This is a genomic window from Pseudomonas defluvii (genome assembly GCF_001695625.1).
In the GTDB taxonomy this organism is placed as follows: domain Bacteria; phylum Pseudomonadota; class Gammaproteobacteria; order Pseudomonadales; family Pseudomonadaceae; genus Aquipseudomonas; species Aquipseudomonas defluvii.
In genome coordinates this window covers 1-12,155 of record NZ_MBPN01000127.1, presented here as the reverse complement: position 1 = coordinate 12,155, position 12,155 = coordinate 1, and the positions used below count along the sequence as shown (strand labels likewise).

The following is a 12,155-nucleotide window of genomic DNA, read 5'->3' as shown; positions in this document are numbered from 1 at the left end:
TCGCACTACACCGACTGGACCATCGGCCACGTACACGCCGGCGCTCTGGGCTGGGTAGCGATGATCTCCATCGGCGCCCTGTACCACCTGATTCCGAAGGTCTACGGTCGCGAGCAGATGCACAGCATCGGCCTGATCAACGCCCACTTCTGGCTGGCCACTATCGGCACCGTGCTGTACATCGCCTCGATGTGGGTCAACGGTATCACCCAGGGCCTGATGTGGCGTGCAATCAACGATGACGGCACCCTCACCTACTCCTTCGTCGAAGCGCTGCAAGCCAGCCACCCGGGCTTCATCGTCCGTGCGCTGGGCGGTGCGTTCTTCGCCTCCGGCATGCTGCTGATGGCGTACAACGTCTACCGTACCGTACGCGCCTCGAAGCCGGCAGAAGCTGAAGCCGCCGCTCAGATCGTAGTTGGAGCTCACTGATGAAGCACGAAGTAGTCGAGAAGAATATCGGCCTGCTGGCCTTCTTCATGGTCATCGCCGTCAGTATCGGCGGCCTGACCCAGATCGTCCCGCTGTTCTTCCAGGACGTCACCAACAAGCCGGTCGAAGGCATGAAGCCGCGCACCGCGCTGGAACTGGAAGGCCGTGATGTATACATCGCCAACGGCTGTGTCGGCTGCCACTCGCAGATGATCCGCCCGTTCCGTGCTGAAACCGAGCGCTACGGCCACTACTCGGTTGCCGGTGAAAGCGTCTGGGACCACCCGTTCCTGTGGGGTTCCAAGCGTACCGGCCCGGACCTGGCCCGTGTTGGCGGTCGCTACTCCGACGACTGGCACCGTGCGCACCTGTACAACCCGCGCAACGTCGTGCCTGAGTCGAAGATGCCTTCCTACCCATGGCTGGTAGAGAACAAGCTCGACGGCAAGGAAACCGCCAAGAAGATGGAAGTCCTGCGCACCCTGGGCGTGCCGTACACCGACGAAGACATCGCCGGTGCCCGCGACGCGGTCAAGGGCAAGACTGAAATGGACGCCCTGGTTGCCTACCTGCAAGGGCTGGGCACCATCATCAAAAGCAAACGGTGACCTTGATGGATATCGGGATGATTCGTGGCCTGGGCACCGTCGTGGTGATGGTGGCCTTCATTGGCCTGGCGTTGTGGGTATTCAGTTCTCGACGCAAGTCTGAGTTCGACGAAGCGACCTTGCTGCCTTTCGCGGATGATCCCGAGGCCATCAAGCACGTCGAGCAAGCGCAAGCGAGAGCTTCTAGGAGTAACAACGAATGACTACCTTCTGGAGTCTGTACGTCACCGTTTTGAGTCTGGGCACCATCTTCGCCCTGACCTGGCTGCTGCTGTCCACCCGCAAGGGCCAGCGCAGCGAAGCCACCGATGAAACCGTGGGCCACTCCTTCGATGGTATCGAGGAGTACGACAACCCACTGCCGAAATGGTGGTTCATGCTGTTCGTCGGCACCATCATCTTTGCCCTGGGCTACCTGGTGCTGTACCCCGGCCTGGGCAACTGGAAAGGTATGTTGCCAGGTTATCAGTACCTGGATAACGACAAGAAAACCGAGTTCGCCAACGGCCAGCCTGGCTGGACCGGCGTTCACGAGTGGGAAAAGGAAATGGCGCGTTCGGATGCCAAGTTTGGGCCGATCTTCGCCAAATTTGCTGCCATGCCGATTGAGGAAGTCGCCAAGGATCCGCAAGCACTGAAAATGGGTGGCCGCCTGTTCGCCTCCAACTGCTCGGTGTGCCACGGTTCCGACGCCAAGGGCTCCTACGGTTTCCCGAACCTGACCGACAACGACTGGCGCTGGGGCGGCGAGCCGGAAACCATCAAGACCACCATCATGGCCGGTCGTCATGGTGTGATGCCGGCCTGGGCTGAAGTGATTGGCGAGCAAGGCGTAGCCGACGTGGCGGCCTTTGTCCTGACCAACCTCGATGGCCGCACCCTGCCAGAAGGCGCGAAAGCCGATCCGGCCAACGGTCAGAAGCTCTTCGCTGCCAACTGCGTGGCGTGCCACGGGCCTGAAGGTAAAGGTACCCCGGCCATGGGCGCACCGAACCTGACTCACCCACAGGCGTTCATCTACGGTTCGAGCTTTGCTCAACTGCAGCAGACCATCCGTTATGGCCGTCAGGGCCAGATGCCTGCCCAGCAGGACCTGCAGGGTAACGACAAGGTTCACCTGCTGGCAGCCTACGTCTACAGCCTGTCGCACCAAGCCGACAAGGCGACCGACGCGAAGTAATTCGATCGGCTGAAAGAAGCCCCGCCAGCCTGCGCTGGCGGGGCTTTTTTACACCCATCAAGCCGTGACGGATTCGGCGATCACCGGCTTCGTGACCTGCGTCAATTGACACATGCCATTACACTATCGCAAAGCTTTACCCAACGCGGCCAAAAGTCGCACCCCTCCCCCGTAATGCCAGTACAGGCGTATCATGCGCCCTAGAGCATCAAGCTTTTGACTGCGGCCTGCATGTACGGGTCGTGGCACTTTTCCACTGCCGTGGGACTCAATGATGAGCAACCAGATTCCGGTACACGACGTCACACCGCCTGCCAAGAAAGCCGACAACAGCGTCGACCTCTATGCCTCTCGTGACAAAATCTATACCCGCGCTTTCACCGGCCTGTTCCGCAACCTGCGGATGGTTGGCGGCGCAGTCCTGTTCGTGCTCTATTTCGGCACCGTCTGGCTGAACTGGGGCAACCACCAGGCCGTCTGGTGGAACCTGCCCGAGCGCAAGTTCTACATCTTTGGCGCGACCATCTGGCCGCAGGACTTCATCCTGCTTTCTGGCCTGTTGATCGTGGCGGCCTTCGGCCTGTTCTTCATCACCGTCTTCGCCGGCCGGGTGTGGTGTGGCTACACCTGCCCGCAAAGCGTCTGGACCTGGGTCTTCATGTGGTGCGAAAAGGTCACCGAAGGCGACCGCAACCAGCGCATGAAACTCGACAAGGCCCCGATGAGCGGCAACAAATTCCTGCGCAAACTGGCCAAACACAGCCTGTGGCTGCTGATCGGTTTTGTCACCGGGATGACCTTCGTCGGCTACTTCTCGCCGATCCGCGAGCTGGTGGTAGAGTTTTTCACCGGCCAGGCCGATGGCTGGGCCTACTTCTGGGTGGGTTTCTTCACCCTGGCCACCTACGGCAACGCCGGCTGGCTGCGCGAGCAGGTGTGCATCTACATGTGCCCATACGCCCGCTTCCAGAGCGTCATGTTCGACAAGGACACCCTGATCGTCTCCTACGACCCGCGCCGGGGCGAAACCCGTGGCCCGCGCAAAAAGGATATCGACTACAAGGCCAAAGGCCTGGGGGACTGCATCGACTGCACCATGTGCGTTCAGGTGTGCCCGACCGGCATTGATATCCGTGACGGCCTGCAGATCGAGTGCATCGGCTGCGCCGCCTGTATCGACGCCTGCGACACCATCATGGACAAGATGAACTACCCACGCGGGCTGATCAGCTACACCACCGAGCACAACCTGTCGGGGCAGAAAACCCACATGGTGCGCCCACGCCTGATCGGCTACGCCATTGTGCTGTTGACCATGATCGGCCTGCTGACCAGCGCCTTCGTCATGCGTTCGCTGGTTGGCTTCGACGTCAGCAAAGACCGCGTCCTGTACCGTGAAAACGCCCAGGGCCGGATCGAAAACGTCTACAGCCTGAAAGTCATGAACAAGGACCAGCGCGATCACGTGTACGTGCTCGATGCCGTCGGCCTGCCAGGCCTCAAGCTTGAAGCCGTGCGTGAAGTCAGCGTCGCTGCCGGCGATATCGTCAGCCTGCCCGTGCAACTGTCGATGGCACCGGAACAACTGCCCTCGACCACCAACGAAGTCACCTTCATCCTGCGCGACGCCGATGACAGCAACGTCCAGGTTGAAGCCAAGAGCCGATTCATCGGCCCGCAAATTCGATAAGAGAGTCTGCCAATGCGTTCAGCAACTGCCGCAAGCCCCTGGTACAAGCACCTCTGGCCCTGGATCATCATTGGCATTCTGGCCACATCGGTGACCCTCAGCCTGACCATGGTTGGCATCGCGGTAAACAACCCGGACAACCTGGTCAACGACAACTACTACGAGGCCGGCAAAGGCATCAACCGCTCACTCGACCGCGAGTTGCTGGCGCAGACGCTCAAGCTCAAGGCCAGCGTGCACCTGGACGAGCTCACCGGCGAAGTCGACCTGCGCCTGCAGGGCGACAGCCAGCCGCAACGCCTGACGCTGAACCTGATCTCGCCAACGCAGCCCGAGAAAGACCGCAAGATTGAACTGGTACGCAGTGAAAGTGAACCCGGCCGCTACCTTGGCCAGCTCAATGACAAGGTAGAAGGTCGGCGTTTCGTGGAGTTGCTGGGCAGCCAGGACGAGCACGTCTGGCGCCTGTTCGAGGAAGAACAGGTCGGCCACGACAAAACCCTGGTATTGGGCGATGAAGCCCTTCAGGGCGCCGAACACCTGGAACAATGAGTTTCGCCATCATCGCTGGCACGCTCGGCCCCTGCGGGGGCCGGCCGTGCCCGTCCTGAACTGCCTGCGATAGACACCATGACCAGCCCCACCCCCTGCTACCACTGCGCCCTGCCCGTCCCTGGCGGCAGCCACTTCACCGCTGTGGTACTGGGTGAACCGCGCCAGTTCTGCTGCCCGGGCTGCCAGGCAGTCGCCGAAGCCATCGTCGCCGGGAACCTGGAAAGCTACTACCAGCACCGCAGCGAAGCCAGCGCCAACCCTGATGCACTGCCCCTGCAACTGGTCGATGAACTGGCCCTGTACGACCGTCCCGACGTCCAGAAACCATTCGTGCGCCACACCGGCGAACAGGCCGAGACCACCCTGCTGATCGAGGGCATCAGTTGCGCCGCCTGCGGCTGGCTGATCGAAAAGCACCTGCGCAACCTGCCCGGCGTGGCCGAGGCCCGGCTGAACCTGTCGAACCACCGCCTGCAAGTGCACTGGAGCGACAGCCAACTCCCCCTGTCAAAACTGCTCGCCGAACTGCGCCAGATCGGCTACGCCGCGCACCCCTACCAGGCCGACCGCGCCGCCGAGCAACTGGCCAACGAAAACCGTACAGCCCTGCGCCAACTGGGCGTTGCCGGGCTGCTGTGGTTCCAGGCGATGATGGCAACCATGGCCACCTGGCCGGAATTCAACATTGACCTCAGCCCGGAACTGCACACCATCCTGCGTTGGGTGGCGATGTTCCTGACCACCCCGATTGTCTTCTACAGCTGTGCGCCGTTCTTCCGCGGCGCCGCCCGCGACCTGCGTACCCGCCACCTGACCATGGACGTCTCGGTGTCACTGGCCATTGGCCTGGCCTACGGTGCCGGTATCTGGACGGCCATCACCGGCAGTGGCGAGCTGTACTTCGACGCGGTCGGCATGTTCGCCCTGTTCCTGCTGGCCGGCCGCTACCTGGAGCGACGGGCCCGCGAACGAACCGCAGCGGCTACCGCGCAACTGGTCAACCTGCTCCCGGCTTCCTGCCTGCGCCTGGATACACAGGGCAACAGCGAACGCATCCTGCTCAGCGAACTGCACGTGGGTGACCGCGTGCTGGTCCACCCGGGCGCCGTGCTGCCCGCCGATGGGCGCATCCTTGACGGCCAGTCCAGCGTCGATGAATCGCTGCTCACCGGCGAGTACCTGCCACAACCGCGCCAGCCCGGCGATGCCGTGACCGCCGGCACCCTGAACGTGGAAAGCGTGCTCACCGTCGAAGTACAGGCACTGGGCCATGACACCCGGCTGTCTGCCATTGTCCGCCTGCTGGAGCGGGCGCAGTCGGAAAAGCCCCGGCTGGCGGTGATCGCCGACCGCGCCTCACAGTGGTTCCTGCTGTTCACCCTGATCGCTTCGGTTGCAATCGGCCTGCTCTGGTGGCAACTGGATGCCGACCGGGCCTTCTGGATCGTGCTGGCCATGCTGGTTGCCACCTGCCCGTGCGCCCTGTCGCTGGCCACCCCCACGGCACTCACCGCCGCCACCGGCACCCTGCACAAGCTGGGCCTGCTGCTCACCCGCGGCCATGTGCTGGAAGGCCTGAACCAGATCGACACGGTGATCTTCGACAAGACCGGCACCCTGACCGAAGGCCGCCTGACCCTGCGCAGTATTCGCCCACTCGGCAACGCCGACGCCGATCACTGCCTGAAACTGGCCGCTGCCCTCGAAAACCGCTCCGAGCACCCGATTGCCCGCGCCTTCGGTCGCGTCCAACACGTCGCTGACGAAGTCCAGGCCTCACCCGGCCTCGGCCTTGAGGGCCAGGTTGACGGGCAGCGGCTGCGTATCGGTCAGCCCGCCTTTGTTTGTGCCCTCAGCGGCAGTACCGTGCCGCCGATGCCCAATGAGGCCGGGCAATGGCTACTGCTCGGCGACACCGAAGGCCCGCTGGCCTGGTTTGGCCTGGACGACCGCCTGCGCCATGACGCCAGCGACCTGGTGGCGGCGTGCAAGGCCCGCGGCTGGAAAACCCTGCTGCTCTCCGGGGACAGCTCCCCCATGGTCGCCAGCGTCGCGGCAGAACTGAACATCGACCTGGCCATCGGCGGCCTGCGCCCGGACGACAAACTGGAGAAGCTCAAGGCATTGCAACACGAAGGGCACAAGGTGCTGATGCTCGGCGACGGCGTCAACGACGTGCCGGTACTGGCAGCCGCCGACATCAGCATTGCCATGGGCTCCGCCACCGACCTGGCCAAGACCAGCGCCGATGCCGTGTTGCTGTCCAATCGGCTGGACGCACTGGTGCATGCCTTCGCCCTGGCCCGGCGCACCCGCCGCATTATTATCGAGAACCTGCTCTGGGCAAGCCTGTACAATGGCCTGATGCTGCCGTTCGCGGCACTGGGCTGGATCACACCGGTCTGGGCGGCGGTCGGCATGTCGGTCAGCTCATTGATCGTGGTGCTCAACGCACTGCGCCTGACCCGCGTCGCCGGTGATTCGGCCCAGGCCGCGCCTGCCACCTCTCGCCCTGCGACGGCCTGACCAGGAGATTTCCATGCCCGCGCTCTATGTCATGATTCCTGCTGCGCTGCTGATCGTTGCCATCGCCGTGTACATATTTTTCTGGGCGGTCGACAGCGGCCAGTATGACGACCTCGAAGGCCCGGCCCACAGCATCCTGTTCGACGACCAGGACCCAAAACACCAGGCGGCCGTAGACACCACGCAAGCGGCTCAAAAAACCGCCAGCCCCGACGACGAAGGCGCCCCACCCCGTGGCTGACCTGCTGCCCCTGCTGAGTTCGGCGCTGATTCTGGGTTTGCTCGGCGGCGGCCATTGCCTGGGCATGTGCGGCGGCCTGATGGGCGCCCTGACCCTGGCGATCCCGCAGGAGCAACGCAGCCGCCGCCTGCGCCTGCTGCTGGCCTACAACCTGGGCCGCATCCTCAGTTATGCCACCGCCGGCCTGCTGCTCGGCCTGGCAGGCTGGGCACTGGGCAATAGCCCGCTCGCCACCGGCATGCGCGTCGTGGCGGCACTGCTGCTGATTGCCATGGGCTTGTACCTGGCAGGCTGGTGGAGCGGCCTCACCCGTATCGAAGGCCTTGGCCGAGGCCTGTGGCGGCATATCCAGCCGATTGCCAACCGCCTGCTGCCGGTGTCCAGCGCGCCACGCGCCCTGCTGCTCGGCGCGCTTTGGGGCTGGTTGCCGTGCGGCCTGGTCTACAGCACCCTGCTGTGGGCCGCCAGCCAGGGCAATGCCCTCGACAGCGCCCTGCTGATGCTCGCCTTCGGCCTCGGCACCTGGCCGGTCCTGCTTGCCACCGGCCTTGCTGCCGAACGCACCCGCGCGGTACTGCGTAAACGGGGCGTGCGCATCGCGGGCGGCCTGCTGGTGATCCTCTTCGGCCTCTGGACCCTGCCCGGCCCGCACCAGCATTGGCTGATGGGCCACTGAAGCGGCGTTGATGCAAATCAACACCCCGTTGCGAATCGCTCCCTAGACTTCAAACATTGCCGCATCTCTAGGGACTGCCTCCATGCTCGACGTACTTCGTTGGGACTCTGACCTGATTCGCCGTTACGATCTGGCAGGCCCACGCTACACCTCCTACCCAACCGCCGTGCAACTGCACAGCCAGGTGGGCGCCTTCGACCTGCTGCACGCCCTGCGTGACAGCCGTCGAGCGGTGCGCCCACTGTCGCTGTATGTGCATGTGCCCTTCTGCGCCAATATTTGCTACTACTGCGCCTGCAACAAAGTCATCACCAAAGACCGTGGTCGCGCCCAGCCCTACCTGCAGCGCCTGGAGCAGGAAATCCAGCTGATTGCCTGCCACCTCGACCCTAACCAACAGGTCGAGCAGTTGCACCTGGGGGGCGGTACTCCCACCTTCCTCAGCCACGAAGAACTGCGCCAGCTCATGGCTCACCTGCGCAAGCACTTCAACTTGCTGGACGACGACTCCGGCGACTACGGCATCGAAATCGACCCGCGCGAAGCCGACTGGTCGACCATGGGCCTGCTGCGCGAACTGGGCTTCAACCGCGTCAGCCTTGGCGTACAAGACCTCGACCCGCAAGTACAGCGGGCCATCAACCGCCTGCAAAGCCTGGAGCAAACCCGTGCGATCATGGAGGCAGCACGCACCCTGCAGTTCCGTTCAGTCAACCTCGACCTGATCTACGGCCTGCCCAAGCAGACCCCGGAAGGTTTTGCCCGCACGGTCGAGGAAGTGATCAAACTGCAACCAGACCGGCTCTCGGTGTTCAACTACGCGCACCTGCCCGAGCGTTTCATGCCGCAACGGCGGATCGACGCCAACGACCTCCCCGCCCCTGCGGCCAAACTCGAGATGCTGCACAACACCATCGAACAGCTCACCGCTGCGGGCTACCGCTACATTGGCATGGACCACTTCGCCCTGCCGGACGACGAACTGGCCATCGCCCAGGAAGAGTCGACCTTGCAGCGCAATTTCCAGGGTTACACCACCCACGGGCACTGCGACCTGATTGGTCTGGGTGTTTCGGCGATCAGCCAGATCGGCGACCTGTACTGCCAGAACAGCAGCGACCTGAACGAATACCAGAACAGCCTGACCCTGTCACAACTGGCCACCAGCCGCGGGCTGATCTGCAATCAGGATGACCGCGTGCGCCGCGCCGTGATCCAGCAGTTGATCTGCCATTTCGAGCTGAAGTTCGAGACCATCGAACAAGCATTCACCCTCGACTTTCGCGGCTACTTCAAGGACCAATGGCCGGCACTGGAAGGCATGGCCAAGGACGGCCTGATCAGCCTCGACGCCGAAGGCATCACGGTACTGCCAGCGGGCCGCTTGCTGGTGCGCTCGGTGTGCATGGTCTTCGACGCCTACCTGGACCTGCACAACCGCCAGCGTTTCTCGCGGGTCATTTGACGATGAGGGGGCACAGACACCGATCAACAGCTTGTATAGCGCACTGGCTTCAGGGAATTTGCTGAGTTACCCTTATGGCTTATGTGTGCTTTACCACAAGGACTGATGAAATGTCTGAGCCAGTTAAACAACGCGCTCACAACCAAGCCCATTGCAAGGATTGCAGCCTGGCGCCCCTGTGTCTCCCCCTGTCACTCAACCTGGAAGACATGGACGCACTGGACGACATCGTCAAACGCGGGCGTCCGTTGAAGAAAGGCGAGTTCCTGTTCCGACAGGGCGAAAACTTCGGCTCGGTCTATGCCGTACGCTCAGGCGCACTGAAGACCTTCAGCCTGAGCGACAGCGGCGAAGAACAGATCACCGGCTTCCACCTCCCCAGTGAGCTGGTCGGGCTTTCCGGCATGGACACCGAGGCCTATCCGGTATCGGCCCAGGCCCAGGAAACCACATCGGTATGTGAGATTCCCTTTGAGCGCCTGGACGAACTCTCGGTACAACTGCCGCAATTGCGTCGCCAGTTGATGCGCGTCATGAGCCGGGAAATCCGTGACGACCAGCAAATGATGCTGCTGCTGTCGAAGAAAACCGCCGACGAGCGTATTGCCACTTTCCTGGTCAACCTGTCGGCGCGCTTCCGTGCTCGCGGCTACTCGGCCAACCAGTTCCGCCTGAGCATGTCGCGCAACGAAATCGGCAACTACCTGGGCCTGGCGGTGGAAACCGTGTCCCGGGTGTTTACCCGCTTCCAGCAGAATGGCCTGATCGAAGCCGAAGGCAAGGAAGTGCGCATCGTGGACCCAATCCAGCTGTGTGCCCTGGCGGGCGGCGCCCTGGAAGGCTGAACACCGCGTATAAGCGGGTATACTGATGGGCATTTGTTCCTCAGGATACCCGCACCATGCCCAGCGACACTTTCAACCTCAAGGCCTTGATCCGCCCGGTAATGGACTTCCCCAAGCCCGGCGTCGTGTTTCGCGACATCACCCCGCTGTTTCAATCGCCCCGAGGCCTGCGCCATGTCGCCGACGCCTTTATCGAACGCTACGTCGAAGCTGAGTTCAGCCATATCGGCGCCATGGATGCGCGTGGCTTTCTGATCGGCGCGATCATTGCCCACCAGTTGAACAAACCGCTGATCCTGTTCCGCAAGCAAGGCAAACTGCCTGCGGACGTGCTGACCGAAGGCTACCAGACCGAATACGGCGAAGCCTTTCTGGAAGTGCATGCCGACAGCCTGTGCGAAGGTGACTCGGTACTGATCTTCGACGACCTGATCGCCACGGGTGGCACGCTGCTGGCCGCGGCCAACCTGATACGCCGCACCGGCGCCCAGGTGTTTGAAGCCGCAGCGATCATTGACCTGCCCGAACTGGGCGGCTCACAGCGCCTGCAGGCGGCGGGCATTCCGACGTTCTGCCTGACCACCTTCTCCCTGAGTGAACAGTAGCCCAGGCACCCTCGCAGGCAAGCCTGCTTGTATGGTAGGACTTAAAAGGAGATAGACATGGACCGTCCAAACTCCCACCGCCTTCGTCGGGGCAGGTTTTCCGAACCTGGCAGGCTGTATCTGTTGACCAGCGTCACAGAGCATCGAACACCTATCTTCACAGACCTGAGGCTCGCACGACTGTTGGTCGCTGAGTTCCGCCATGCACAACAGGCAAGCACTGCGCGATCACTCGCCTGGGTGGTAATGCCCGATCACTTCCATTGGCTGATGGAACTGCAACAGACAACCTTGAGCAGTGTGATGCGGCAGCTCAAATCGCGAAGCACCTGCGCAATAAACAAGGCCTGCCTACGTTCGGGCCGGCTATGGCAAGCAGGCTTCCACGACCGCGCGTTACGCCACGAAGAAGATGTTCGGGCCATTGCCCGCTATATCATCGCCAACCCACTGCGCGCCGGGCTGGTTCAAAAAATTGGCGACTACCCTCACTGGGATGCCGTCTGGCTCTGAACCACTGAGTGCCTGTGATGGCTAGTGACTGCATCGCGGGCAAGACCCGCTCCTACAGCTGGCGCGGGGCCTGTTGGAGCTGGCTTGCCTGCCATGGCTTCGGTGGGGTGCCAGCGAGTTCGCGGCGTCTGTATCGCGGGCAAGACCCGCTCCTACAAGCTGGGTTGCCTGCGATGGCCTCGGTGGGGTGCCAGTGAGTTCGCGGCGTTTGCATCGCGGGCAAGCCCGGCTCCTACAGGTTGCACTTTCTGTTGGAGCTGGCTTGCCTGCGATGGCGTCGGTGGGTGTCCGTGAGTTCGCGGCGTCTGCATCGCGGGCAAGACCCGCTCCTACAAGCTGGGTTGCCTGCGATGGCCTCGGCGCGGTGCCAGTGAGTGCGCGGTGTCTGTATCGCGGGCAAGCCCGGCTCCTACAGGCTGGCGTGGGATCTGTTGGAGCTGGCTTGCCTGCGATGGCCTCGGCGCGGTGTCAGTGAGTGCGCGGCGTCTGTATCGCGGGCAAGCCCGGCTCCTACAGCTGGCGCGAGGCCTGTTGGAGCTCGCTTGCCTGCGATAGCGTCGGTGGGGTGCCAGTGAGTGCGCGGTATCTGCATCGCGGGCAAGACCCGCTCCTACAAGCTGGCTTGCCTGCGATGGCGTCGGTTGGGTGTCAGTGAGTGCGCGGCGCCTGTATCGCGGGCAAGGCCCGCTCCTACAGCTGGCGCGGGGCCTGTTGGAGCTGGCTTGCCTGCGATGACGTCGGTGGGTGTCCGCGAGTGCGCGGCGTCTGCATCGCGGGCAAGCCCGGCTCCTACAGGTTGCACTTTCTGTTGGAGCTGGC

General features: G+C 62.8%; 13 protein-coding genes. All 13 read left to right on the top strand.

Going from position 1 to position 12,155, the window contains the following annotated elements:
* A partial coding sequence (locus EKA13_RS23365) for a cbb3-type cytochrome c oxidase subunit I (protein ID WP_176717475.1) occupies positions 1-432 on the top strand: 432 nt, incomplete at its 5' end.
* Positions 432-1,040, top strand: a complete 609-nt coding sequence (gene ccoO, locus EKA13_RS23360; RefSeq protein WP_065761564.1) for a cytochrome-c oxidase, cbb3-type subunit II — start codon at positions 432-434, stop codon at positions 1,038-1,040. The genes EKA13_RS23365 and ccoO, both read left to right, overlap by 1 nt.
* A 5-nt stretch (positions 1,041-1,045) precedes the next feature.
* Positions 1,046-1,243: a CcoQ/FixQ family Cbb3-type cytochrome c oxidase assembly chaperone gene (locus tag EKA13_RS23355; protein WP_065761563.1), complete on the top strand. Its 198-nt coding sequence runs from the start codon at positions 1,046-1,048 to the stop codon at positions 1,241-1,243.
* On the top strand, positions 1,240-2,220 hold the full coding sequence (gene ccoP / locus EKA13_RS23350) for a cytochrome-c oxidase, cbb3-type subunit III (protein WP_065761562.1): 981 nt from the start codon (positions 1,240-1,242) through the stop codon (positions 2,218-2,220). Before EKA13_RS23355 ends, ccoP begins: the two co-directional genes overlap by 4 nt.
* Positions 2,221-2,494: 274 nt before the next feature.
* Positions 2,495-3,910, top strand: coding sequence for a cytochrome c oxidase accessory protein CcoG (gene ccoG, locus EKA13_RS23345; RefSeq protein WP_065761561.1), 1,416 nt, complete (start codon positions 2,495-2,497; stop codon positions 3,908-3,910).
* 12 nt (positions 3,911-3,922) lie between these two features.
* On the top strand, positions 3,923-4,462 hold the full coding sequence (locus tag EKA13_RS23340; protein ID WP_065761560.1) for a FixH family protein: 540 nt from the start codon (positions 3,923-3,925) through the stop codon (positions 4,460-4,462).
* A gap of 78 nt (positions 4,463-4,540) precedes the next feature.
* Positions 4,541-6,991, top strand: a complete 2,451-nt coding sequence (locus EKA13_RS23335; protein ID WP_065761559.1) for a heavy metal translocating P-type ATPase — start codon at positions 4,541-4,543, stop codon at positions 6,989-6,991.
* Between the two features lie 13 nt (positions 6,992-7,004).
* Entirely contained in the window at positions 7,005-7,232 is a 228-nt protein-coding gene (gene ccoS, locus EKA13_RS23330) for a cbb3-type cytochrome oxidase assembly protein CcoS (protein ID WP_065761558.1), read from the top strand.
* Positions 7,225-7,908, top strand: a complete 684-nt coding sequence (locus EKA13_RS23325; RefSeq protein WP_065761557.1) for a sulfite exporter TauE/SafE family protein — start codon at positions 7,225-7,227, stop codon at positions 7,906-7,908. Before ccoS ends, EKA13_RS23325 begins: the two co-directional genes overlap by 8 nt.
* An 82-nt stretch (positions 7,909-7,990) precedes the next feature.
* Positions 7,991-9,373: an oxygen-independent coproporphyrinogen III oxidase gene (gene hemN / locus EKA13_RS23320; protein ID WP_065761556.1), complete on the top strand. Its 1,383-nt coding sequence runs from the start codon at positions 7,991-7,993 to the stop codon at positions 9,371-9,373.
* Between the two features lie 110 nt (positions 9,374-9,483).
* Entirely contained in the window at positions 9,484-10,218 is a 735-nt protein-coding gene (gene fnrA, locus EKA13_RS23315) for a Crp/Fnr family transcriptional regulator FnrA (RefSeq protein WP_065761555.1), read from the top strand.
* Between the two features lie 56 nt (positions 10,219-10,274).
* On the top strand, positions 10,275-10,823 hold the full coding sequence (locus tag EKA13_RS23310; protein WP_065761554.1) for an adenine phosphoribosyltransferase: 549 nt from the start codon (positions 10,275-10,277) through the stop codon (positions 10,821-10,823).
* Positions 10,824-10,880: 57 nt separating this feature from the next.
* Complete coding sequence (locus tag EKA13_RS23305) at positions 10,881-11,336, top strand: REP-associated tyrosine transposase (RefSeq protein ID WP_065761553.1); 456 nt, start codon at positions 10,881-10,883, stop codon at positions 11,334-11,336.
* Positions 11,337-12,155 lie beyond the last annotated feature (819 nt).